A 24655-nucleotide genomic window follows, 5' to 3' on the forward strand; every position below is an offset into this window, starting at 1 on the left:
AACATGAAATCGCGGCCTTTCAGTTAAATCGCGGACTCAGATTTTACGACCGCTTCGCAATCGAACGCAGCCTCGTTCCTTCGGCAGCTGCTACAGGGGATTTAAGCGGCGCTTGGCACACCACTGTGGAAGCGGAATTCAACATCCGGTGATTCGATCAGCTCTTGCTCTGCCGCCCTCACCCGCTCGATCACCTGGGCAATATCCTTGGCATCGCCATACTGATAGGCCAGTTTCAGATAACCCTGAAAATGCCGTGCTTCGCTCTTGAGCAGGCCAAAGTAGAACTTGCCGAGTTCTTCGTCCAAATGCGGGACCAATGCCTCGAAACGCTCGCAACTGCGGGCTTCGATAAACGCCCCAACCACCAGGGTGTCCACCAGTTTGACCGGCTCGTGGTTACGTACCACCTTGCGCAGACCCGAGGCGTAGCGCCCGGCCGACAGCTGACGCAGCTCGATCTTGCGCTTTTTCATCAGGCGCATGACTTGCTCGTGATGCACCAACTCTTCCCGGGCCAGACGCGACATCATATTGATCAGGTCAACATGGGAGTGGTACTTGGCAATCAGACTAAGCGCCGTGCTGGCGGCCTTGAATTCACAGTTTTTGTGATCAATCAGCAAGGTTTCCTGATCGGCCAATGCCGCTGCGATCCAGCCGTCAGGCGTGCGGCAGCCCAGGAACTCATGAATTTCAGGAAGAATCACGCGCACGCTCCCGACCGTTGGGGATTGCACAGAAGACCGGCAGTGTTTTGAAAAATCGCTGACATGAGGCTCACAAAGACTGAATTGAGGCGAGCCGGCGATTATACGGGCCACGGAGCGCAGCACCAACGGCGCAACTTGATATGCATCAACACAGGGGCAACCGCTGAGCAACTATAGTGATTACACGCCGCTTTTATAACTTGTGGAGTTACCGGTCATGCACAGCATTAACAGCCTGTTGGTCGTCATCGAGCCCCATCTGATGGAAAGTCTCGCACTCAAGCGCGCCAAACACATCGCCAGCCACACGAAAGCGCATTTACATCTATTGATCTGCGATAAAAAGCATGACCATTCAGCCCTGCTGAGCGTGCTTGAAAGCAGCCTCAAAAGCGAAGCCTACAGCGTCACCAGCGAGCAGAACTGGCATGAGAGCCAGCACGCAACCATCATCAAGGTGCAGCAAGCCCACAACTGCGGGCTGGTGATCAAGCAGCACGTACCCGATAACCCGCTGAAAAAAGTACTGCTCACACCCGAAGACTGGAAACTGCTGCGCTATTGCCCCAGCCCGGTACTGCTGGCCAAAACCACAGCGTCGTGGGAGCACGGTGTAATACTGGCCGCCGTCGACGTGGGCAACAACGACCCTGAGCATATGGCCCTGCACTCAAGCATCGTTGACCATGGTTTTCGCATCGCAAGCATGGCCCATGCACAATTTCATGTCGTCAGCGCTCACCCTGCCCCCATGCTGGCAGCTGTAGACGCAGCCTACCCACTGGACAACCAGCTGCAAGAAACCTACCGGGCCGAGTGTCAGGTGTTTCAGCAACAGTGTGAAATAGACGACAGCCGCCTGCATATAGAAGAAGGCCCGGCAGACGTGATCATCCCACGGGTGGCCAAGGCCTTGGGCGCAATAGTGACCGTCATGGGTACCGTGGCGCGTACCGGGCTCTCGGGAGCATTGATTGGCAACACGGCCGAGGTGGTGATCGACAAGCTGGAAAGCGACATTCTGGTGCTCAAGCCCGAGGACATGATCGAGCATCTGGAAGAGCTGGCAAACAAAGGCTGATCGGCTGACGCCTTACTCGCCAAACGCCTCTTTCAGAAACCCCGGGGCGATATAGCGCTGATAATGGGCTTCGGACAGCAGGAAAAATTCCCGATCAATGGCGTCACGCAACTCTGGCAGCGCCCAACCGCGAAACTCCGGCAGCAGCACCATGCCATAGAGCTCCAGCTGATTGATCACCCGAGCCCCGCGGGCAATCAGCTGATACGCCCAGCAATATTCGGATTGGTTGGGCACAAAGCGGATCTTGCGCGCCACCAGTTGGTCGCGCAGCGTAGCCCGATCGAATACTTCGACCTTGCCGGCCATTACCTGCACCAAAAGCTGCTCAAGCCGACGCCACACGGCGCGCTTTTCTTCCTCGTTGTAACCGTTCCAATTGATCACTTCGTGGTGGAAACGCTTGCAACCACGGCACACGAGGTCGCCGTAAACCGTTGAGCACAGGCCTATGCAGGGGGTCTTGATGGTTTGATTGGACATGGCGAAATAGAGCACTGCAGAACGAAACAGGGGCCCATGTTAGCCCTTTGTCTAACGCAGATCACCCCTCAACCTTCAGGGGCTAACTTACCTTTAACAAGTTTTTCCCGTAGAATCGGCCTGCCTTTTAAGGCGCCAATGTCCGTTAGAAGCTGTTTTCAAAGCGTCACGAGCACAGTTGATCCCGAAGAACGGTGTTGGTGAGGGGTATTTGCACTGCAGATACCCGCACCAACATTCATCATCTCCCCCGTTCGGAAGGCGTAAAACTTTGAAAACAGCTTCTGTTGGGAATCCTTGCAACTCTGGCTAAGCGGCTCAAAAAGCCCCCATGCGCATGAGTGCTCGGCATTCCTGGATGAGCGTCCCGGACACCCATTTGGGACCAATGATGAGGGTAATAACTGTGCTTGAAGCCTACCGCAAACATATCGAAGAGCGCGCAGCACTGGGTATCGTTCCCCAGCCGCTTAACGCCGAACAAACTGCAGGCCTGGTTGAGCTGCTGAAGAACCCGCCTGCCGGCGAAGAAGAATTCCTCGTTGACCTGATCACCAACCGCATTCCGCCGGGTGTTGACGAAGCGGCCTATGTAAAAGCCGGCTTCCTGTCCGCCATCGCCAAAGGTGAAGCGACTTCCCCACTGATCAGCAAAAAGCGCGCTGTAGAACTGCTTGGCACCATGCAAGGCGGCTACAACATCGTGACGCTGGTCGAGATGCTGGATGACGCAGAGCTGGCACCGGTTGCCGCCGAGCAACTCAAGCACACCCTGTTGATGTTTGACGCCTTCCACGACGTCGCTGAAAAAGCCAAGAACGGTAATCCCCACGCCAAAGCCGTGGTGCAATCCTGGGCTGACGGCGAGTGGTTCAAGAACCGCCCTGTACTGGCTGACAAAATCAGCCTGCGCGTGTTCAAGGTAACCGGCGAAACCAACACCGATGACCTGTCGCCTGCACCGGACGCCTGGTCGCGCCCTGACATCCCGCTGCACGCCCTGGCCATGCTGAAAATGGCTCGCGACGGCATCGTGCCGGACGTTCAAGGCTCCATCGGTCCGATGAAGCAAATCGAAGAAATGCGCAACGCGGGCTTCCCTATTGCCTACGTCGGCGACGTGGTCGGTACCGGTTCGTCGCGTAAATCGGCCACCAACTCCGTACTGTGGTTCTTCGGCGACGACGTTCCTTACGTACCGAACAAGCGTGCCGGTGGTTTCTGCTTCGGCAGCAAAATCGCTCCAATCTTCTACAACACCATGGAAGATGCTGGCGCACTGCCAATCGAGTTCGATGTTTCCAACATCAACATGGGCGACGTGATCGACCTGTACCCGCACGCAGGCAAAGTCTGCAAGCACGGTACCGACGAAGTCATCACCACCTTCGAAATGAAGACCCCGGTTCTGTTGGACGAAGTCCGTGCTGGCGGCCGTATCCCACTGATCATTGGCCGTGGCCTGACCGAGAAGGCTCGCGCCGAACTGGGCCTGGCTCCATCCGATCTGTTCAAGAAGCCTGAAGCTCCTATTGAAAGCACCAAGGGTTTCACCCTGGCGCAAAAAATGGTCGGCAAGGCTTGCGGCGTGACTGGCGTTCGTCCAGGCACTTACTGCGAACCGAAGATGACCACCGTAGGTTCTCAGGACACCACCGGTCCCATGACCCGTGACGAACTGAAAGACCTGGCGTGCCTGGGCTTCTCCGCTGATCTGGTAATGCAGTCCTTCTGCCATACCGCTGCTTATCCAAAGCCGATCGACGTGACCACCCACCACACCCTGCCAGACTTCATCATGACCCGCGGCGGCGTGTCCCTGCGTCCGGGCGACGGCATCATCCACAGCTGGCTGAACCGTATGCTGCTGCCGGATACCGTCGGCACCGGCGGCGACTCCCACACCCGCTTCCCGATGGGCATTTCGTTCCCGGCCGGTTCCGGTCTGGTAGCGTTCGCCGCAGCCACTGGCGTAATGCCACTGGACATGCCGGAATCGATTCTGGTTCGTTTCAAAGGCGAAATGCAGCCGGGCATCACCCTGCGTGACCTGGTACACGCCATTCCTTACGTCGCAATCCAGAAAGGCCTGCTGACCGTAGAGAAGAAAGGCAAGATCAACGAATTCTCGGGTCGTATCCTGGAAATCGAAGGTCTGGACAACCTGAGCATCGAGCAAGCATTCGAACTGTCCGACGCTTCGGCAGAGCGTTCGGCTGCTGGCTGCACCATCAAGCTGTCCAAAGAGTCCATTACCGAATACCTGAACTCCAACATCACCCTGCTGCGCTGGATGATCGGTGAAGGTTACGGCGATGCTCGTACCCTTGAGCGTCGCGCTCAAGCGATGGAAGCCTGGGTAGCCAACCCTGAGCTGATGGAAGCCGATGCTGACGCCGAATACGCTGAGATCATCGAAATCGATCTGGCTGACATCAAGGAGCCTGTGCTCTGCGCGCCAAACGACCCTGATGACGCCCGCCTGCTGTCCACCGTTGCCGGTGAGAAGATCGACGAAGTGTTCATCGGTTCGTGCATGACCAACATCGGCCACTTCCGCGCTGCGGGCAAGTTGCTGGACAAGGTCAAAGGCCAGCTGCCAACTCGTCTGTGGCTGTCGCCTCCGACCAAAATGGACGCGCACCAACTGACCGAAGAAGGCTACTACGGCATCTACGGCAAAGCTGGCGCACGCATGGAAATGCCGGGCTGCTCGTTGTGCATGGGTAACCAGGCACGCGTAGAACCGAACTCGACTGTTGTGTCGACTTCGACCCGTAACTTCCCGAACCGTTTGGGTGATGGCGCGAACGTTTACCTGGCTTCGGCTGAGTTGGCGTCGGTAGCCTCGATCCTGGGTCGCCTGCCTTCCGTTGAGGAATACATGGCCTACGCGGCTGAGATCAACACCATGGCAGCGGACGTATACCGCTACCTGAGCTTTGATCAGATCGCCGAATTCCGTGAAGCGGCTGCAAACGCCAATATCCCGGTTATTCAAGCGTAAGTTGATGCAGTAACGAAAAAGCCCCGACTCTCACAAGAGCCGGGGCTTTTTCATGTTCGCGATTCGGTTATTTATAGAAGTGGAGCCACCACTTGCTGCTCTCTCGGCCAGGCATCAAGTACGGCCTTGAACAGCGTCGCCAGCGGGATTGCAAAAAACACCCCCCAGAAACCCCACAACCCGCCAAACAACAGCACGGCACAAATGATTGCCACCGGGTGCAGGCTCACAGCCTCAGAGAACAGCAGCGGTACCAGCACGTTACCGTCCAGGGTCTGGATGATCCCGTAGACCGCCATCAGGTAGATAAACTGGTCGCTCCAGCCCCACTGGAACAACGCGATCAACAGCACCGGTACCGTCACCACCACGGCTCCCACATAGGGCACCACCACCGAAATCCCCACTAGCAGCGCCAGCAAAGCCGAGTAGTTAAGATCCATGGCGACAAATGCGATGTAAGTCACGCCGCCGCAAATAATGATCTCGATGACTTTGCCGCGAATGTAGTTGGCGATCTGGCGGTTCATTTCCTCGGCCACACGGGTAATCAATGCCCGTTCACGGGGCAGGTAACCGCGCACCCAACGCCCAATCAGCGCCCGGTCCTTGAGAAAGAAAAACACCAGAATCGGTACCAGCACCAGATAAATCATGATGTTGACCAACAACGGCAAACTGGACAGCGAAAAGGTCAACGCCAGTTGCCCGAACTTGCCGATTTCACCCCGCGCCACTTCAATGGCTTGCAGCACTTGCTCATCCGACACCAGGTGCGGGTAACGCTCTGGCAACAGCAACAACAGCGACTGCCATTTTGCGAGCATGCCCGGCAGCTCATTGAACAGCGTGATCAGTTGATGCCATAGCAATGGCACCACCACCACAAGAAATACCAGCAACAACCCCATGAACAGTGCAAACACCAGCCCGACCGCTGCGGCGGCCGGTACTCGCAGGCGCTCCAGAGCAACCACCAGGCCCTGCATCAGATACGCCAGCACCATGCCCGCCAACACGGGCGCCAACATGCCGCCCAATGTCAGCACAGCGGTAAATGCCAGCACCAACAAAACCGCCAGTACCACCGCTTCTTCATCAGAGAAATAGCGCTGCACCCAACCGCGTAAAACCTTGAACATCGATATTCCTTAGAAAAAAGTGCAGTGCTTCTGTGGGAGCGAGCCTGCTCGCGAAGATCTTGATACTTATTGCGATTCTTTCACGAGCAGATTCGCTCCCACAGTGAGGTCAAGCAAGACTCAAGCCTTGCGTAACCAGTAGCGATAAGTGCCCGCATTGTCTTCTTCATGCAGCAACTCATGCCCTGCCAAGCGTGCGAAGGTACGAAAGTCACGTTGTGAACCCGCATCCGTGGCGATCACCTTGAGGACCTGACCACTGCTCATCTTGTTCAACGCCATCTTGGCCTTGAGCAGTGGCAACGGACAGTTAAGGCCCGCTGCATCCAGTTCGGTATCGTGGGCCAACGCGTCAGTCATTACGTACATCTCCAGAGATGGCATTTTTATGCCGGCTAGAATACCCCAAGCAGACCCGCCACTGGTCGCCAGCCGAGTGTCCAGCTACAGTAAGCGCTTTACCGACTAGAGCTCTGTGAATGACTTTTCTGCGCCCTACCCTGTTGACGCTCGCTTGCCTGCTCGCCTCGCCGAGCTTCGCCGACGATTTACCGTCCCTGGGTGACGCCAGTTCGTCCATCGTCTCTCCACAACAAGAGTACCAACTGGGCCGCGCCTGGTTGAGCATGCTGCGCAGCCAGGTGTCGCAACTCAACGACCCGCAGCTTAAGGATTACGTCGAAACCAGCGTCTACAAACTGGTCGAAACCAGCCAGGTACAGGACCGCCGACTGGAATTCATCCTGATCAACAGCCCGCAACTCAACGCCTTCGCCGCTCCCGGCGGTATCATCGGGGTCAACGGCGGCCTGTTCCTCAACGCCCAGACCGAGGGCGAATACGCTTCGGTAATGGCTCACGAACTGGCTCACTTGTCCCAACGCCACTTCGCTCGTGGCGTAGAGGCGCAGCAGCGCATGCAACTGCCGATGATGGCTGCACTGCTCGCAGGAATCATCGTTGCGGCTTCTGGCGCGGGCGACGCCGGCATTGCTGCTATCGCAGGGACACAGGCCGCAGCCATGCAAGAACAGCGGCGCTTTTCGCGACAGAATGAGCAGGAGGCTGACCGGATTGGCATTCTCAACCTGGAGAAAGCAGGCTATGACCCGCGCTCCATGCCCACCATGTTCGAGCGCCTGATGCGCCAATATCGCTTTGACGGTCGGCCACCCGAGTTTTTGCTGACTCACCCGGTCACTGAATCGCGTATTGCCGACACCCGCAACCGCGCCGAACAGGCCCGAGTGGGCGGCACCGAAGACAGCTTGCGCTATCAACTGATCCGCGCCCGAGTGCAGCTCAACTACGAAGAAACCCCTGGCCTGGCTGCCAAGCGCTTTCGCCAGCAGTTGGATGAGAACCCGAAAAACGACGTAGCCCGTTATGGTCTGGCGATTGCCTACATGAAAGGCAGCCAGTTCAACGAAGCCCGCGACACGCTCAAGCCGTTACTGGAAAAGTCGCCGAACGACATCACCTACAACCTGGCGCAAATCGAGCTGGACATGGACAGCAATCGCCTGGCCGAAGCCCAACAGCGAATCGACAGAATGCGCACCCTGTATCCGGGCAACTACCCGCTCAATCAGGCGCGAGTCGACCTGCTGCTCAAGCAAAACAAACCCAAAGAAGCCGACAAAGCACTTGAGGCCCTGCTCAAGAGTCGTCCCGACGACCCGGATGTCTGGTACTCGGTTGCAGAGACCCGAGGCTTGTCTGGCAACATCATCGGCCTGCATCAAGCCCGTGCGGAGTACTTTGCGCTGGTGGGTGACTACCGTCAGGCCATCCAGCAACTGGACTTTGCCCAGAAGCTCACCAACAACTTCCAGCTGTCAGCACGCCTGGATGCCCGCAAGCGGGAATTGATGGATCAGGAGCGGGCGCTCAAAGAGATGATGAACTGACCCCAAGAGCAAAAGCCCACCCCAGCCCTCTCCCGCAGGGAGAGGGAGCTGATTGTCGGTGATATCCAGTCAGTGTGCGGTCAGTCCCCTAACCCTCTGGGAGAGGGTGAGGGCCCAAACAACAACTCGATCTATCAGGCATTCCCCGCCAGCTTCAAACGCGCAGCCTGGGTGAAATCCAGCATGCGCTTGAGCGGGCGAATGGCGTGGGGCACCAGTGCCGGGTCGACGAAAATTTCGTTGGTCCCCTGCTGTAAACACTCCAGCGTACGCTCCAGAGTGTTCATGGCCATCCACGGGCAATGGGCGCAGCTACGGCACGCCGCACCGTTACCCGCTGTCGGCGCCTCGATAAAGACCTTGTCCGGGCACAGCTGCTGCATTTTGTAGAAAATGCCGCGGTCTGTGGCCACGATAAAGGTCTTGTTCGGGAGGTTTTGCGCCGCGGCGATCAGTTGACTGGTAGAACCCACCGCGTCAGCCAAATCGATCACCGACTCCGGCGACTCAGGGTGAACCAGAATCGCCGCGTCCGGATACAACGCCTTCATGTCTTCAAGCTGCTTGGACTTGAACTCTTCGTGCACGATGCAGGCACCGTCCCACAACAGCATGTCGGCACCGGTCTGGCGCTGGATGTAACGGCCCAGATGCTTGTCCGGCCCCCAGATAATGGTTTCGCCGTTATCCATCAGGCTTTCGACGATTTCCAGCGCGCAGCTTGAGGTCACCACCCAGTCAGCCCGGGCCTTGACCGCCGCCGAGGTGTTGGCATACACCACCACCGTGCGCTCGGGGTGCTTGTCGCAAAACGCCGAGAACTCTTCAACCGGGCAGCCCAGATCAAGAGAACAGGTGGCCTCCAACGTCGGCATGAGCACGCGTTTTTCAGGGGTCAGGATTTTCGCCGTCTCGCCCATAAAACGCACACCGGCCACCAGAATGGTTTTGGCCGGGTGGGCCGCGCCAAAGCGGGCCATCTCAAGGGAGTCGGACACACAGCCACCGGTTTCTTCGGCCAGGGCCTGAATCACCGGATCACAGTAGAAATGCGCCACCAGCACCGCGTCACGGGCTTTAAGCTCAGCCGCGATCTGCGCACGCAGGCTGAGGGATTGTGCCTCAGTCAACGGTTTTGGCTGCTTGGCATCAAGGTGGGCTTGAACCAGAAGTCGTTCAGAAATTTGCGTCATGTTCGCAAGACCTGCAAGCGCGTTGCGCGAAAGTCGAGTGTACCACCAGCTCCGGACCGTCAAGTCCCGCTGGGAGAATGTGTGTATCAGGCACGGACAAGCACTGAAGCGCGACAAGGCTACAGAATATCCTTGGGATTCAAAAGTTTAATGTTGCTCTTGCGACGGCGGGCGGGTGATCGGCAGTTTATTGGGGGAAAGGGGCGCTGCGTGCGCCCCTCACTTAGATCTTCCCGAAGACCTTGAACACACTAATGATCGCCGGACCGATGGCCACCAGGAAAAAACTTGGCCACAGACAAAAGATCAGCGGAAACACCAGTTTGGTACCGACTTTGGCCGCTTTCTCCTCGGCCATTTGCGTACGCCGATCGCGAAACTCTTCGGCATAAACCCGCAAAGTGGTCCCCACACTGGTACCAAAGCGAATGCTCTGCGCCAGCAAACTCACCAGTCCGCGTATGTCTTCCAGCCCGGTACGCTCGGCCAGGTGCTTGAGGGCCTCGGTACTGGGAACACCCGCACGCACCTCGGCGTTCACCAACGCAAGCTCCAGGGCCAGATCAGGCTGGCTGACCGCCATTTCCTCGGCGACCCGCTCGATAGCCTGGGGCAAGGCAAGCCCTGATTCCACGCACACCACCATCAGGTCCAGGGCATCCGGAAAGGCAATCAGCAGACGCGACATCCTCGCCTCCTTGCGTGCGCCGACATAGACCGCCGGGGCCAGCCACCCCACACCCAGCACCACCATTAACAACCCGACCCCCAACAGCAGCGACAGGTTGGGAATAAACGGCAGCGCCATAAGCGTAATCCCCACCAGCAACAGTGGCAGTAACAGTCGGATCGCCCAGTACACCTGCACCGCCGACGGCGATCGGTAACCGGCATGGGTCAGCAAACTCCGGGTGGCCGAAGATTGACCCGGCTCACCGCTGTTAAAACGCTGACCGACCTGTTCCAGCATCATCTGCAGGTTGCTCGGCGGTGCCCGCAGGTCGACGCCGTGACCACGCTTGATCAACATCAGTCGACGCTGCACAGGGCTTTGCAACCCCTTGACCAGTATCGCCAGGGTGGCCACCACCAGCACCACACTCAGACCGATCAGTGCGGCAAACAACAACCGGGTCAGTTGCTCATCACCCACCGCCCGATTGATCAGACCCAATAAATAGTTCATGCCCATACCCTCCGGGTTACCCCGTGTTCAAACCTGAATCCGGATGATTTTGCGAATCCAGAAAATACCGATCAGCATGGCCACAAAAGCCCCCATGATCAGCTTCTGCCCCAAGGGCTCCTTGAACAGCAAAGGCATGTAAGTCGGGCTTGAAATCAAGATGGCCACCGCCAGTACAAAGGGCATCGACACCAGGATCCAGCCGGACATCCGCCCCTCGGCCGAAAGGGTCTTGACCTTGCGATGAAAGCGAAAGCGTCCACGGATCAGGCTACTCAAACGGGTCAGCACCTCAGTCAGGTTGCCACCGGTTTCGCGGTGGATCAGCACCGTGGTCACCAGCATCATCACCGTCATGCTGGGCACACGTTCAAGCAGGCCCAGCATGGCCCGGCGCACATCATTGCCATAATTGATATCGGCGAAGGCCAGGCCAAATTCGTAAGCCACGGGCCCGTGGTGCTCATCAGCAACCAGTTGCAGGGTTTCATTGAACGGATGCCCGGCACGCAGGGCGCGGCACATGGCATCCAGAGCATCGGGCAAGCCCTCCTCAAACTGGGCGAAGCGCTGGGTGCGATCGTGGGAAATCTTCCACACAGGCAACCAGAAACTGACAAGTGCAGCCGGTACCGCCACCCACCACAGTTGCAGGAACGACCACAGCACCAGCCCCACTGCTGTCGCCAGCACCAGCCCCAGCAACAGGACCCGATAGGCCCGGTACTCATGGCCGGCCTGCTCGATCATCTGGGCCAGGGTTTCCATCATCGGCAACTGCTCCAGGCGAGCCTCGAGCGGCGGCAGGCGACGCAAATATTTCTGGCGCAGAATCGATTGCATGTTGGGCACGTTATTGGCCCGCTCCAGCAGGTTAAGACGACCACGAATGCGCTTGCGCACCTGGTTGGCCTCGCCGAACACCGGAATTGTCAGCCCCTGACTGAGAAGGAACATGGCCGAGAACACCATGCCCAGGAACGCCAGGATAAATTCACCAGGAATCTGGTTCATCGCTACCCCTCCATCCATTCCGGCCGGAACAGGCTGAGCGGCAGCTCAATACCTCGTTTGGCCAGCACATCACGAAATGCCGGCACCATACCGGTTGAGCGAAACTCGCCCAGAACCTCCCCTTTCTCACCCATGCCATTGCGCACAAAAGCGAAGATCTCGGTCATGGTGATGACATCGCCTTCCATGCCATTGATCTCCTGGACACTGACCAAACGCCGCGTACCGTCCTCCTGACGCTCCAACTGGATAACCACGCCGATGGCCGAGGCAATTTGCTGACGCATGGCCTTGATCGGAAACGTAGCTCCGCTCATGGACACCATATTCTCGATCCGCCCCAATGCATCGCGGGCAGTGTTGGCGTGAATGGTGGTCAATGAACCATCGTGACCCGTGTTCATTGCCGTCAACATATCCAGCGCCTCGGCGCCACGCACTTCACCGATCACGATGCGATCCGGGCGCATCCGCAGACTGTTGCGCACCAGTTCACGCTGGCCCACCTCGCCACGGCCCTCGATATTGGCCGGGCGGGTTTCCAGGCGCACCACGTGAGGTTGCTGCAATTGCAGTTCGGCGGAGTCTTCGATGGTGACGATCCGCTCGTTGTGCGGGATAAAGCTGGACAGCACATTGAGCATGGTGGTCTTGCCGCTGCCCGTACCGCCGGAGATCAGCACATTGAGCCGCCCGCGCACGATTGCCTTGAGCATCAGGGCGATCGCCGGCGTAAGGGTGCCCATCTGCACCAGGCTTTGGGTATTGAGCAAATCCACGGCAAAGCGACGGATCGACATGCTCGGCCCGTCGATGGCCAGCGGCGGGATGATCGCGTTGACCCGCGAGCCGTCCTTGAGCCGTGCGTCCACCAGCGGCGAGGATTCATCGATGCGGCGTCCCAGACTGGACACGATCCGGTCGATGATATTGAGCAAATGCTGATCATCGCGAAAGCGCACATCGGTTCTCTGCAACTTGCCAAAGCGCTCCACGTACACCGAGTTGAATCCATTGACCAGAATGTCGGACACGCTGTTGTCACCCAGCAACGGCTCAAGCGGCCCGAGCCCCAGTACCTCGTCGGTGATCTGCTTGATAATCAACTGGCGGCTGCTGGCACTGACCGGCGCCGAGTACTCGTCCAGCAGACGCAGGCTGATTTCGCGGATCTGGCGTCCGGCGTCGGCCAGCTCCAGAGTATCGAGCAAGGACAGGTCCATGACCTTGAGCAACTGCTGATAGATCTTCTCCCGCCACTCGGCCTCCATGGAGCTGAGCTTGGTTCGGGTTTCATAGACGACATCCGGCGCACTGGCTTCCCACGCCATCATGACACTGGAGCAATCGGCACCCTCGATGGGGATTACCAGGGCATCTGCCGGAGCCGGTTGGCCGGCTTGCTGACGCAGGCGGTTACGAAAGTCGCTGAGCATGGCTTATCCTCCGAACAGACGGTTGAACGTACGTTTTAGCAAGCCCGCGTCATGGGCTTCGATCCCGATCAGGCTCTGGCTCAATTCACGCAAACTCAAGGTGATGCTGGCACGTGGTGCATGCAGCTCCAGTGGCACCCCGGTGTTCTGGCTTTCACTGACCACTGCATAGTCATTGGGCAACTTGTGCAGCTCGTTGCAGCGCAGTGCATCGCTGATGTCCTTGGGCTTGAACGGCGAAGACTTGTCGAAGCGGTTGACCACCACATGCAGACGGTTACTTTGCACGCCCAGGTCATCACGCAGAATGCGCACCAGCCGGTTGGCATCCTGCAGATGGCTCAGGCTCTGTTGCAGCACGATGTAGACCCGGTCCGACTGCTCAAGCGTGATTCCGGTGAGGTGATCAATGTGCCGCGGTAAATCCACCACCACCCAGTCATAGGTGTTGCGCGACAGCCGCAGCAAGCTGTCCAGTTGCTCCAGACGTATCTCCTGGGACAGGCACAGCTCATCGGTGCGCCCACCCAGCACATGCAGGGAGGGGCTGAAATGGCTGCAAAAACCGCGCAATGCAACGCTGTCCAGGGTATCGATCTGTTGCAGCACATCCGTATGACTGTGTGTAGGCAGCACATCCAGACTGTGGGCCAGGCTGCCGAACTGCAGGTCCAGGTCCAGCAACAGGGTTCTACCGCCCTGAACACTCAGTTGATGAGCCAGATTGCAGGCCAGCATCGAGGCCCCCGATCCGCCCTTGGCATTCATCACAGCCACCAGCTTGCCCTTGGCCCCAAGATCGGAATGCAGCTCCATCTGCATACGGTCGAGTGCCGACTGCAAATCCTCTGCTGAAACAGGCTCAGGCAAAAAGTCACGGGCTCCGGCCTGCATGGCCATGCGCATGCCTTCGCGCTCATCCATGGGCCCGCATACCAACAGCGGTGGACGCTCCTTGAGCGGATGCAGCAACAGGGCCGCCAGCTCTTCGCGCCATAAATGGCTGACACGCAACAGCAGGAAATCAGGCATCTGCTCCAGGCCGTACAACGGATCGGTATGGCCATTGCTCACCAATCGCGTGCTCACCAGCAGGTTGGGTACGCCCTGACTCAAACCTTTGAGATGGTTCAAGGCCGCTGCATCACGCCCACTGATCAACAAGCGCATGCCCTGACGGTCAGATGACGCTGCCGCCGTCACTTCTCGGACACTTAACATGGCGTAATCCCCGGTGTAACCGTCGGATCAGGCTGGCGGCCAAGGCTTTCACGCGGGGCGGTCGACCTGAACGTGGGCAGGATGAATACCCCGCTGAATCCGGGGATCAACAAATTGAAACTGAAGTTGGTCACCTGTAACTGCACATAACGAATGGCCGCAAAACCGGTGGCATTCACCAGGTCATTGGGACTGGCAATCACCGCTCCGTTGGCGTCCATGTAGATCAGGTTCAGGTTGGCCGTGCTCAGGCTGGCAATCAGGCTGCTCGGCCCGTTATTGGCGGCTGTGTTGAACATCGCACGACGCAGGATGACCGGGTCCTGGATGTTGCATACCGCCGCCAGACGCGCACCTCGGCGCACCGACTCGCTGAGCACGTTGACCGTGAAATACAAGCGGCCCATTTCCAGCGCGCCGAACAGCAGGGTGAACAACACCAGAGCCGTGATGGCGAACTCCACGACATACACACCGCCCATGCGCTTGCTGTTCATCACAAGGCCCTCATGACGACGGTTGAAGTCAACAGCAAACCCAGTGGCACGCTGCTGCCAAACAGGGCGGGGATCGAACTGCCGATCACCGGGACAAAGGTGTAGGCAATGCTGACCCGAACATGGTCTGTGCCCACCGCGCTCACCGTGACATTACCGGTGGTGAGGCCGGGTGCTGCCGCCGGGTAGCCATTGGGGTTGGCCGGAACACCGTAAACCGCAACGTTCCTGGTCTGCGCAATCAGCGCAGTGCTTAACTGCACCGTACCCAGGGTTGAATTCCACGCCTGGCTGGCCACATAGCGCCCGGCATCGCGACTGGCTTGCTCCATGCTGTTGTACTGGAACAGCATGCGACCGAACTCGGCGAAGGTGAGCATCAGCAACACCAGCAACGGCAATGTCAGCGCCAGCTCGACCATTGCCAGGCCACGTTGTGCGCGTACCGACTTGAATCCACAGCGTCCCATAAGACCTCCTAGGAGTCGGTGCTCGGCGTCTGGTTGTTGTCGATGTAGGTTTTGTACAACTGAATGATCTGCGGACCGACGTTACCCGCCGGGTTAGGCCCGGGCACATTGTCGCCTTCACACACACTCACGAACTGGCCGAATATCTGGGCCGAATTACCTTGTTGATCTGCCGGCTGCATCACGAAATAGCAACCAAAGCCCAGCACCGGTATCGAGGACGCACCGTCGTTCTTGCCTGAGCAATCGCCAATCACGATTTTCAGGATCCGCCGTTCAAAGACACCATTGCTCTGACAGCCACCCGCGCCCCCCACACAGGCTGCTTCATCCTGTGCCCAGTTGTTGTAGTCGTACAAAGCACCGCCGGAAGTGGACAAGTTGCCGCTGCTGGAGGTGATCGTTTGACCGTTGTACAAAATCGGCGCGGGTGATCCGGCGTAGGTAAATGACTTGGGATTGACTGTAATCACAAGGTCCGGCGGATAGTCCGCAGCGCTGAGGCCACCCTTGTATTCGTTAAAGCGCGTATTGAGCCCTTGGGAGGCTGGCCCCACGGTATTGCCCGGTTTCGTCAGGACGGTCGAGCCGACGACATTGCACTGGTTGATCCCCCCCGCCAGCCCTTCCCTGACGGTTTTGCCGCCTGAGCCAAAGTCCAGTAGCTGAAAATTTCCGGGGCCAATGGCAGAGCTGTTATTGGCTGCGGTTTTCAACACCTGTAAATCACCGAACCTGAAGCCCCAGAACATCCCCGCCGTCGGGTTGTTTTGCGCAGGGTCGCCACATACCAGCAGCGGGGTCAGATCACATGGGCTGCTGGTCGGACTGGGGCCAGCAGTGGCGACTGCAGCAACGGCCTTGCTCGTGGCATTGCCGTTGTCCAGCGCCTGAAATACCCCCCAGAAAAAACTGCTCAGGGGGTAGTTGGTCACCGTTACCCGGACAAAAGTCGCACTCGCAGGGCCAGGAAAAGAGAACGGCCCGTATACGCTGGTTGCCAGTTCCACCTTGGCGAAGCCTGCTGCATTGGCGGCCATCGCAGTGGCCAGCTCCTGGTTACCCGCCGCATTGGCGTTCAGGGTCAGGGTATTGAGTGCAGCGGTTTGGCTCAGGCTCGCAGACCCGCTCGTACCTGCCACCATGCTGAGTGTCTTGGCCCCGCTCAGCGCCGCCGCGTCCACTGCATTTTGCAGGCGAGTCTTGTTCAGCAGCATATGACTGCCGTCTAGCGCCAGGGCCCCCATCAGCAAAAGCGAAGCCATGGCAATCACGACCAGGACAAGCATGGCTCCGCGCTGCTGTTGAGCAAACGCGGTGTGGGGCTGTTGGATACGCGCGTTCATGATGTTCCACCTTTCTGTTCTGCCGTTGCGGCGGCCCGACCCTCTACATCGCTTTTTCGACCGTGGCCACGACACCACGAATCACGATGACGCTCCCGTTGCTGGCAGGTGCGCGACGACGCACCACTGGCTTGGTCATGACGGGTGCCAGTGCAGGCGCCGCCACTGCAACGGGCTCAGTCATCACCGGGGCCTTGTGGTTATCCAGCGGATTACGCAAGGCCAGTTGCACCTTGCCTGCGGCCATCCCCTTGACCAGCACTTCTGCCTGAGGGGGCGTCATCTCCAGGGTCACCGCACGCACCACCACCGGTTGGGTCTTGTCGGTACTGGCTGTCTGGTCCACCGCCAGCACACGCAAATCTTCCAGAATGGTCTTGGACTCGGCATCACCCGCGTTACCGGTCTGCCGGGTTGCCAGCACGTCGACTCGATTGCCAGGCAGCAGGAACCCGCCGACACCGACCACATCGTCCACCCGCACCGATATGGCGCGTTTGCTGGGCTCAATCAGTGAGGCCAGGGTGCTGCCGCCCATATGCTCAGCCAACCGCGCACCCCGCAGAATGTCGCCGCGAAGCAAGGAAAACGTGGCGATTTTGCCGACCACTTTTTCCGTAGAGTCGAATGCATCATCCGGCGCTGCATCCTTGGGCATGCGTACCACAGCCACCTGCTGGGGCTCGATCATTTGCCCGAAAGCGATTTCCACCGTGGCAATCACCACGTTTTGCTGGTTATCGTCGGGGCTGGTATTGAGCCTTGCCGTCAGCCAGTTATTGGCCATCCATGTCGCGCCCAGCCCGAGAATCACGGACAGGACAATCAAAGCAAGCGTGCGCGAGTTCATGACAGTGACTCCTTACCCAAGAAAATCGAGTTGGACGAAATAGTTGTGCCACGCCCACTCAAGCTCCTGAGTAGTCAGTGGCCCTGCCCCCTCCTGATAACGCTGGCGATCACAGGCCATGTTCAAGAGATCTCTCGGATGGCAAGGCACCAGGGGCATGTTTTCGGCGCCATAGAGTTCTCGCAACACAAAGCTGAGCAACGCGGGGTCATAGGGGATGCCCAGTCGCTGCGTCTCTTGAATCCAGATACGTTCGTACTCGCCTGGCTTGAGGTAGCCGAATTGCAGCTTGTAGCCAATGCGTCGCAAAAACGCTTCGTCGGCCAGCTCCAGCGGATTGAGGTTGGTGGAAAACACCAGGATCAGGTCAAAGGGCAGCTCGCAGTGGCGGCCGCCCCCCAGGTTGAGGAAATCCCGCCTCTCCTCCATGGGCACAATCCAGCGGTTCAACAGCACCTCTGGCGTCATGCGCTGACGCCCAAGGTCGTCGATGACAAGCAAGCCGTTGCTGGCCTTCAGTTGCAACGGTGCCTGGTACTGACGCGAGAAAGGCTCATAACGGACGTCCAGTTGCTCCATCGTCAACTCGCCACCGGTAATGACAATCGGCCGTTCACAGCGCAGCAGCCGGCGATCTATGCCTTCATTGAGCATCAAGGCATTTTGCTGTTCGTCATCATCCAGACGCTTGTGCACCTGGGGATCATAAATTTCGATGACCGCTTCGTTGATCGCGATTGCATGGGGCACCCATATTGACTCAGCAAACAACCGGATCAGCCGACTGCTGACATAGGTCTTGCCGGTACCTGCAGGCCCGTAAATCATGATGGCGCGCCCCGAGTTCAGGGCAACACCCAGTTGGTCGAGCATGTTTTGCGCCAGCACCATCGAGCCGAAACAGGTGTGCATGTCATGGGCACTGATACGGCCATGATGAATGGTCTGCAACTTGAGGAGTGCGCGGTACGCACTCACCGGATAGGGCGCAGCGCCAATGTAGCCACTGCGTGCGAGGGCATCGCGGGCACTGTTGCGACCGCGCTCCGTCAAGCCATAACGCAAGGCCTGGCCCCCTGACTGACCAAGCACCTCCACACGACGATCCTTGCGCAGGAACGTCAGCACTTCTTCAAGAACCGCTCCGGTCAACGCCAGTCGTGCTACCAGCTGCACCATGTCCAGCACACCCGCATCGTATAAATGCTTGCACACCAGATCACCGAGAAAGCTGTCTGCCAATCCGGTCTCAAGGATCGTGCGCGGCTGTGGAGCCAGTTGCTGGACCGCTTCGCGTTCATGCAGGGAAACACGAGTGCTGTTGATAGCGAACATAGTGTTCTCCTGAACTAATGGCCAAAGGGCAGCCAAAAGACGCTGGTCAAGGTGCCAAGCAAAACTGCAATTGAATAAGGAAAAGGTTTGCCGGCCACTTCATCCGCTGCGGGTGAAAAATAGGCCCGGGCCCTGAGCATCAACCAGTACCGACCCAGGGTTTGCAGGGCCTGACCACGCAGCAGCACAATCAATAATCCACATGCACCGCCGGCAATGAGGCTGAAAAAAGCAGCCCATAGGGCGTCGTACGGTGTGAGAAAAGCGCCAACCATGGCCATTAACTTCACATCACCGGCAGCCATGCCCCCGACCGCGTACATCGGCAGGAAAATCGCGAAACCGACTAGCATGCCCAGCAGCGCATGGCCCAATCCGATCAATCCTGAGGCATAGCTCTGGCCCACGACTCCCAGCACCACCCCCAACAAAACAAGAAGGTTGGGAATCCGGTGATTTCGAAGATCGTTCACCACCGCAATTCCCAGCAGCCCCAGTAGCAATGCAACAGCAAACATCTGTACCCCGCCCATGGCTGCACCCTCAACAAGACACATCGCGCTAGCAGGTCTGGCCTTTGACGGCACATCCCAGACTGGTAATTGCCGTTTTCACATTGGTGCCCAGCGTGATAAACGCAGCGACAGCGTCCAGCGTGATCAGGCCACCGGCCACGGCATATTCCACAATGGTCAGGCCATCTTCATCGTTGATAAACTTCACCACGGAAGTTTTGATTTTTTGCAGTTTCATTTTGTCCACCTCACTCAATGTTTAATATTAAGCAGCAGGGCAAACTGCACTGCTTAATTAAATCCTAGTCAGCGTGATAATTGAGGGTTAGGAGTTTTTTGCTGACTGATAGGACTTTATTGCCCAGACCGTAAATATTTAAATCCTGAAATAAACAAATAACACAACAAACAACTGCAGCATCGACACAAATACATGTCGACCGTACTACAATACGCATACTGCTCGTTGTACAGCAGACCATTTCAGTGCCTGCCGACAGAATAAAAACCGGCCTGGAACTGTCAGCTAGAGGGGACGTATAGCGCGACAGACTAAGCCGGGGGTTTCATATCAGAATTTAATCTTCTCAGCGTTAATGCAACGGCAATACTTGTCTACACACCCGTACTATTAGCGCTGCGCCAGGCAGCGGGCAGCTGCCATGAGGAGCCTGGATCCAATGAAGAGTCTTGCGTCAGCAGGTTTGCCCCTTGACCGCGCACCCCAGGCTGGTGATGGCTGTGCTGACATTTCCCCCCAGGGTTATAAACGCTGCAACTGCACCCAGGGTTATCAAGCCACCGGCAACGGCATATTCAACAATCGTCAGGCCATCTTCATCGTCAATAAAGGCAAGCACGTAAGCTCTAATAGATTGAAAGTTCATTTTATTCACCTCATTCGAGTGATTTACCGAAAGCGATTACTTAATGCACCGCCTGATTAAAGGCGAGCCAGAGGCCGCAGAAAAAGTTAGGAGTTTATTGTCGAACAGCAGGATTTTTTTGCAGAGGCAAAGCAGAACAAGAAACACTCTCAGCCGTATTTTAAATAGCGCTGCACACACTGAACATTCACCAAGAAGACAGCAGACAACACCAAAAGGATTAAGTGAATGAAGTTCGACGCTGTCAAAAAACCTCACCTTTTATGGTTTGACCTGACGCGCAATCAATCGACTGAAGCGTTGATGGTGCCTTTTCGTTCAGCCTGCCACTGCCAACTGGAAAAACCCGGGGGATGGTTCGACAAACTCCGTGACTCCGCGCCCGACATGGTCTGCATACATTTCGACTGCCCCGACCTGTCAGGGCTCAACCTGTTGCAGGAGATCAAATTCAAGGCACCCTCCATCCCTGTGACCATGTTCACCGTGCAGCACTCCGAAGAGCTCGCCATCTGGGCCATGCGTTCAGGGGTCTGGGAGTATGTGGTGCTCCCCCTGTGTGGGACCGAGATCAACCGTTACCTGCATGCCCTTGAGCAATTGTGCGAACTGCGACGCAACGTCGGTAACAGCAAGACGCTACCGATCGAACATGGCCCCTCCCTGCCTGACAGCATCCGGCTTACCACTGACCACCAAAAACACAAGGCTCTGCACAACGTGCTGCAGTACATCGATCAGAACTACTGCGAAAGCATCGATCAAAAACAACTGGCCAAGCGCTGTGGCATGACAACCTTTCGCTTCAGCCGCCTGTTCAAGGAAGTCTATGGGTTGGGGTTTATGGACTACGTACTGGGCAAACGCATGGACCACGCCAAGGACCTGCTCGACAACAGCCAGATGCCCATCACCAGCATCGGCTATGACGTGGGATTCAAGGATCCTTCCTACTTCGCCCGGGCATTCAAACATTACGCCGGCTGCACCCCCAGCGAGTATCGCCAGGCACGACGCAATGACGTGCCGGTGTCCAATGACGTTCTTACGCACGTCATCGAAAGCCTGGCCCACAGCGCCGAGGGTTGAACTGAGGGCTATTGGCCGGCCAAGCGTGCGAGTTGCTCGCGGGCATCCTTGAGGGCTACGGCCACCGCTTCTTCGCCAAACACCAGGCCCTGCAAATAGACAAAGTGAATGTCAAACAGCCCAAGCGTGTTAAGGGCATAACGCAGGTAGTCCGTCAAAAAATCGGGTTGCCGCGCCCTCTCCCCCTGATGAAAGCCACCTGACCCCACCAGTACAAACACCGGCCGATCGGCAAGCAAACCGATTTTACCTTCAGGGCCTGCGCTGAACGTGCGATGAATGCGCAGCACGTAATCGATCCACAGCTTGAGAGCTGCCGGAATAGTGAAATTGTGCATGGGCGTGGCGATCACCAGCATGTCGCTGCTTTCCAGCTCACGTATCAGCGCCTCGGACACATCGAACGCAGGAGACTCGAACGGCGTGGGTGCGGCTAAAGCTGCGCCGTAATCGCTGCCCAGTGGCGGCAACGGCTGTTCGCTCAAATCCCGCCCCACCCAGGCAAGATCCGGATAGCGCTGGCGCAGGGTTGCCAACCATTCGCGAGCCAGGCGACTGGCATGGGAAAAGTGCCCGTGGGGACTGGCATTGATCAGCAAGGCGTTGTTCATGGTTGCTCCCCGGTCAGCTTCTGAGTGAAGTGCATGCCCTGCGCCAGCAAGCCCTGACGGAAGTAGAAACGCTGAGCCAGCGCCATGTGCAGCCCTGTATCCAGCACCAGATGATCGCACTGGCGGCGCACGGCTTCGTCACGCACGCAGCTCAGGAGACGGCTACCCAAACCTGAGCGCTGCATGTCGGGGCTCACAACCAAGTCATCGACATAGATAAAGCGCGAATAGATCAGGTTTTCCATCTCGCGGTACCCCGCCAGCCCGACCAGCCTGTGCCCCTGCCAGGCGGCAAGCAGGCGATAGCCCTGAGCCATCTGACGTAGCAGTTGCGCCGAATAGGCCCCGGGATCGCGCAGATGTGGGCGCAAAACGCCCATCAGGTCAAAACTGACACGCAGCGCCGACTCGTCCCCAAGATGTTGCAGTGTGAAATCCATGATGGTCAGCCCTTAGGAAAGATGGCCCCACTTTAGAACTGCGACGGCATACCACCTAGAGCCACAAAATGACTAAATGACCAGGCCATGATTATCACTGAGCGCCCAGCCCCCCCGCCACCTGGAGGCATTAACATCCTACAGTCCGCATTCCCTAAAACGCTTTTTTAATACGACCAGTGCTGTTCGTCGGGATCAGATTAATACCGTAATCCATGTAGGAATAGCCTCACATACCCGCTTAAGCCGCACTTTTAGACTTCAAGAACCCCCATCAATCGGAAGGTTACTTGTGTCTAAATTCATCTCTCTTGTCTTACTGTTCACCCTCGCCGGCTCTAGCATTGCGTGCGCTGCCGACCTGCGAAAACCCTACGCCTGGGCCATTCAAACCGTTAAACAAGACGCCTCACCCGTTCACGTCAAGAAGGTCATCAAGCGCGCCCACTCCTTGCTGGGCATTCCTTATCTGTGGGGGGGCATGTCACTGGACAAGGGTTTCGATTGCAGCGGCATGCTGGTCTATCTGTTCAAGAACGAAGCCAATATCCATATACCAAGAACCACCTCAGCCATGCTGAATGCGGACTTGCCCATAGTCGCCCGGCATAAACTGAAACCCGGCGATGCCGTGTTTTTCCGTACCCAAGGGAGCACCCGAAGCAATCACGTAGGCTTGTACATCGGCGATAACCGTTTTATCCATGCACCCCGTAAGGGCAAGACGATTCGTATCGATTCGATGGATAACTCGTACTGGAAGAAAAACTACACCACTGCACGCCGCTTCTAAGGCGGGACACAAGGATTAAACCGCTCATAGAAGCGGACACATTGATGGATCTACCCGTACTGAATGACCAGCGAGGGGTTTAGGGGTAAGCCCCTCGCGTTGTAGTCATCAGCCAAATTGCTTCAAGCCCAGATGACCGCGCAACGTCGGGTGTTCGTACGCCGTGCGCAAATAACCGCGACGTTGCAGGATCGGCACCACCGATTCGGTAAATTCCGTAAACGTGCCAGGCAGGTAGGCAGGCGACACCACATAACCGTCACAAGCACCCAGCTCCAGCCAGTCGATCAGTTGCTGTGCCACGCTTTGCGCAGTGCCCGTCAATTGCGGCACCCGGATACTGGCCGCCATGATGGCGCCGTATTCGCCAAGAGTGATGTCGCGCTCCAGGCGCAGCTTTTGTGCAATCACATCCGGCGTCGCCGAATGCCTGGCGATATCGAGCAAGCGGGTGTCCAGCGGGAACTGGGTAAAGTCGAAATTCGACTGGGTCGACAGCGTAATAACTCCCAGCTCAGGGTTGGCCAGCGCATTGTGTTCATCACGCTTTTTGATCGCTTCAGCCTCAGTGCCGCCAATGAAGGGCATGACGGCAGTAAGGACTTTGCACTCATCCGGGTTACGACCAATGGCGCGCATTTGCTGGTGGATGTCCTGACGGAATTCAAGCATGCGCTCTACCCGACTGTTGATACTGAAAATAACCTCTGCCCAACGTGAACCAAACTGCCGGCCACGGCCCGAAGCCCCCGCTTGAATCAATACCGGCTGGCCCTGGGGTACTCGGGGGATATTCAGCGGCCCCTCGCATTCAAAGAAAGCCCCGCTGTGCTTAAAGGCATCGATTTTGTTCGGGTCCGCGAGAATGCCGCGTACCTTGTCCAGCACCAGCGCATCAGGCTGCCAGCTGTTCCACAGCTTGAGCACCAGCTCGACAAACTCATCGGCACGGGCATAACGCTGGTCATGGGCCAGATGCTGCGCATGACCAAACAGACGTGCTTCGCTGTCGTTCATGGACGTGACGATGTTCCACGCACTGCGCCCCCTGGAAATATGATCCAGAGAGGCAATCGCCCGCGCCACATGGGGCGGTTGGTAGTAGGTGGTGGAGCGCGTCAGTCCCAGGCCGATATGTTTGGTGTGGCCGGCCAGCAGGCTCAGAATCGGCAACGGGTCCAGCCGCGCCGCATCCTGGGCCCCCAGCTCAAAAGAGCGCGCACGTGATTGCCCGGCTTGATCGCCAACCGCCAGCCGATCGGCAAAAAACAGCAGGTCAAAGCAGCCGTCTTCGAGGGTTTTGGCAATGTCGATGTAGTAGTCGGGGTCGAGAAAGTGGCTATGGGTCTGCGGGTGACGCCACACCGCGTGGCTATGTACCACGGGGCCCGAAAGCATGAACCCCGCCAATGCCATTTGCTTGGCCATAAGGTTTT

At 57.5% G+C, this 24655-nt stretch carries 25 protein-coding genes; 5 read left to right on the plus strand and 20 right to left on the minus strand.

Annotation, left to right across the window (positions count from 1 at the left end):
* Window positions 1–101: 101 nt before the first annotated feature.
* Window positions 102–710 (minus strand): tRNA-(ms[2]io[6]A)-hydroxylase, encoded by a 609-nt coding sequence (locus RGV06_RS07680; RefSeq protein ID WP_019823178.1) that lies wholly within the window; start codon window positions 708–710, stop codon window positions 102–104.
* Between the two features lie 220 nt (window positions 711–930).
* Here RGV06_RS07680 and RGV06_RS07685 point away from each other — a divergent pair, with 220 nt between their 5' ends.
* Window positions 931–1794 (plus strand): universal stress protein, encoded by an 864-nt coding sequence (locus tag RGV06_RS07685; protein ID WP_322149755.1) that lies wholly within the window; start codon window positions 931–933, stop codon window positions 1792–1794.
* A 12-nt stretch (window positions 1795–1806) separates the two neighbouring features.
* On the opposite strand, the gene RGV06_RS07690 is transcribed toward RGV06_RS07685, so the two are convergent.
* Window positions 1807–2277 carry a DUF1289 domain-containing protein gene (locus RGV06_RS07690; RefSeq protein ID WP_019823181.1) on the minus strand — a complete coding sequence of 157 codons (471 nt, stop codon included), beginning with the start codon at window positions 2275–2277 and terminating at the stop codon, window positions 1807–1809.
* A gap of 406 nt (window positions 2278–2683) precedes the next feature.
* Between RGV06_RS07690 and acnB the strand changes: the two genes are divergently transcribed.
* Complete coding sequence (acnB, locus tag RGV06_RS07695) at window positions 2684–5284, plus strand: bifunctional aconitate hydratase 2/2-methylisocitrate dehydratase (RefSeq protein WP_019823182.1); 2601 nt, start codon at window positions 2684–2686, stop codon at window positions 5282–5284.
* A 71-nt stretch (window positions 5285–5355) separates the two neighbouring features.
* On the opposite strand, the gene RGV06_RS07700 is transcribed toward acnB, so the two are convergent.
* Together RGV06_RS07700 and RGV06_RS07705 are read right to left on the minus strand one after the other, a co-directional pair.
* Window positions 5356–6426, minus strand: a complete 1071-nt coding sequence (locus tag RGV06_RS07700; protein ID WP_019823184.1) for an AI-2E family transporter — start codon at window positions 6424–6426, stop codon at window positions 5356–5358.
* Between the two features lie 120 nt (window positions 6427–6546).
* Complete coding sequence (locus RGV06_RS07705) at window positions 6547–6786, minus strand: sulfurtransferase TusA family protein (RefSeq protein WP_019823186.1); 240 nt, start codon at window positions 6784–6786, stop codon at window positions 6547–6549.
* A 119-nt stretch (window positions 6787–6905) separates the two neighbouring features.
* Here RGV06_RS07705 and RGV06_RS07710 point away from each other — a divergent pair, with 119 nt between their 5' ends.
* Window positions 6906–8336: a M48 family metalloprotease gene (locus RGV06_RS07710; protein WP_019823188.1), complete on the plus strand. Its 1431-nt coding sequence runs from the start codon at window positions 6906–6908 to the stop codon at window positions 8334–8336.
* 134 nt (window positions 8337–8470) lie between these two features.
* Here RGV06_RS07710 and nadA read toward each other — a convergent pair whose 3' ends face one another.
* The 13 genes from nadA to RGV06_RS07775 all read right to left on the minus strand — a co-directional run bounded on the left by nadA (window position 8471) and on the right by RGV06_RS07775 (window position 20286).
* Window positions 8471–9529 (minus strand): quinolinate synthase NadA, encoded by a 1059-nt coding sequence (nadA, locus tag RGV06_RS07715; RefSeq protein WP_198821062.1) that lies wholly within the window; start codon window positions 9527–9529, stop codon window positions 8471–8473.
* A gap of 223 nt (window positions 9530–9752) precedes the next feature.
* Entirely contained in the window at window positions 9753–10715 is a 963-nt protein-coding gene (locus tag RGV06_RS07720; protein WP_322149756.1) for a type II secretion system F family protein, read from the minus strand.
* A gap of 27 nt (window positions 10716–10742) precedes the next feature.
* Window positions 10743–11729 carry a type II secretion system F family protein gene (locus RGV06_RS07725; protein WP_019823194.1) on the minus strand — a complete coding sequence of 329 codons (987 nt, stop codon included), beginning with the start codon at window positions 11727–11729 and terminating at the stop codon, window positions 10743–10745.
* A gap of 2 nt (window positions 11730–11731) precedes the next feature.
* A complete protein-coding gene (locus tag RGV06_RS07730; RefSeq protein WP_019823196.1) occupies window positions 11732–13165 on the minus strand; it encodes a CpaF family protein in 1434 nt (477 codons plus the stop codon).
* A 3-nt stretch (window positions 13166–13168) separates the two neighbouring features.
* Window positions 13169–14386 carry an AAA family ATPase gene (locus tag RGV06_RS07735; protein WP_048351716.1) on the minus strand — a complete coding sequence of 406 codons (1218 nt, stop codon included), beginning with the start codon at window positions 14384–14386 and terminating at the stop codon, window positions 13169–13171.
* On the minus strand, window positions 14380–14883 hold the full coding sequence (locus RGV06_RS07740; RefSeq protein ID WP_322149758.1) for a TadE/TadG family type IV pilus assembly protein: 504 nt from the start codon (window positions 14881–14883) through the stop codon (window positions 14380–14382). Before RGV06_RS07740 ends, RGV06_RS07735 begins: the two co-directional genes overlap by 7 nt.
* A complete protein-coding gene (locus tag RGV06_RS07745; RefSeq protein ID WP_019823200.1) occupies window positions 14883–15353 on the minus strand; it encodes a TadE/TadG family type IV pilus assembly protein in 471 nt (156 codons plus the stop codon). The genes RGV06_RS07740 and RGV06_RS07745 overlap by 1 nt, the downstream gene beginning before the upstream one ends.
* Before the next feature lie 8 nt (window positions 15354–15361).
* The gene (locus RGV06_RS07750; RefSeq protein ID WP_198821134.1) at window positions 15362–16702 is read right to left on the minus strand and encodes a TadE/TadG family type IV pilus assembly protein; all 1341 of its coding nucleotides are present in this window, start codon (window positions 16700–16702) and stop codon (window positions 15362–15364) included.
* 40 nt (window positions 16703–16742) lie between these two features.
* Window positions 16743–17549: a Flp pilus assembly protein CpaB gene (gene cpaB, locus RGV06_RS07755; RefSeq protein ID WP_322149760.1), complete on the minus strand. Its 807-nt coding sequence runs from the start codon at window positions 17547–17549 to the stop codon at window positions 16743–16745.
* Between the two features lie 12 nt (window positions 17550–17561).
* Entirely contained in the window at window positions 17562–18884 is a 1323-nt protein-coding gene (locus RGV06_RS07760; protein WP_019823203.1) for an ATPase AAA, read from the minus strand.
* Window positions 18885–18898: 14 nt separating this feature from the next.
* Window positions 18899–19417, minus strand: a complete 519-nt coding sequence (locus RGV06_RS07765) for an A24 family peptidase (protein WP_322149761.1) — start codon at window positions 19415–19417, stop codon at window positions 18899–18901.
* Window positions 19418–19445: 28 nt separating this feature from the next.
* Complete coding sequence (locus RGV06_RS07770; RefSeq protein WP_322149762.1) at window positions 19446–19637, minus strand: Flp family type IVb pilin; 192 nt, start codon at window positions 19635–19637, stop codon at window positions 19446–19448.
* Window positions 19638–20094: 457 nt separating this feature from the next.
* Complete coding sequence (locus tag RGV06_RS07775) at window positions 20095–20286, minus strand: Flp family type IVb pilin (protein ID WP_019823207.1); 192 nt, start codon at window positions 20284–20286, stop codon at window positions 20095–20097.
* Between the two features lie 228 nt (window positions 20287–20514).
* Between RGV06_RS07775 and RGV06_RS07780 the strand changes: the two genes are divergently transcribed.
* Window positions 20515–21375 (plus strand): response regulator transcription factor, encoded by an 861-nt coding sequence (locus RGV06_RS07780; RefSeq protein WP_019823209.1) that lies wholly within the window; start codon window positions 20515–20517, stop codon window positions 21373–21375.
* An 8-nt stretch (window positions 21376–21383) separates the two neighbouring features.
* Here the strand turns inward: RGV06_RS07780 and RGV06_RS07785 are convergent, their stop codons facing one another.
* Window positions 21384–21986: an FMN-dependent NADH-azoreductase gene (locus tag RGV06_RS07785; RefSeq protein WP_019823211.1), complete on the minus strand. Its 603-nt coding sequence runs from the start codon at window positions 21984–21986 to the stop codon at window positions 21384–21386.
* Complete coding sequence (locus tag RGV06_RS07790) at window positions 21983–22426, minus strand: GNAT family N-acetyltransferase (RefSeq protein ID WP_322149763.1); 444 nt, start codon at window positions 22424–22426, stop codon at window positions 21983–21985. The genes RGV06_RS07785 and RGV06_RS07790 overlap by 4 nt, the downstream gene beginning before the upstream one ends.
* Window positions 22427–22718: 292 nt before the next feature.
* On the opposite strand from RGV06_RS07790, the gene RGV06_RS07795 reads away from it, so the two are divergent.
* Window positions 22719–23219: a C40 family peptidase gene (locus RGV06_RS07795; protein ID WP_019823215.1), complete on the plus strand. Its 501-nt coding sequence runs from the start codon at window positions 22719–22721 to the stop codon at window positions 23217–23219.
* Window positions 23220–23327: 108 nt separating this feature from the next.
* Here RGV06_RS07795 and RGV06_RS07800 read toward each other — a convergent pair whose 3' ends face one another.
* The gene (locus tag RGV06_RS07800) at window positions 23328–24647 is read right to left on the minus strand and encodes an LLM class flavin-dependent oxidoreductase (RefSeq protein WP_019823216.1); all 1320 of its coding nucleotides are present in this window, start codon (window positions 24645–24647) and stop codon (window positions 23328–23330) included.
* Between the last annotated feature and the right edge of the window lie 8 nt (window positions 24648–24655).

The organism is Pseudomonas sp. CCI3.1 (assembly GCF_034313985.1).
Taxonomy (GTDB): Bacteria; Pseudomonadota; Gammaproteobacteria; order Pseudomonadales; family Pseudomonadaceae; genus Aquipseudomonas; species Aquipseudomonas psychrophila.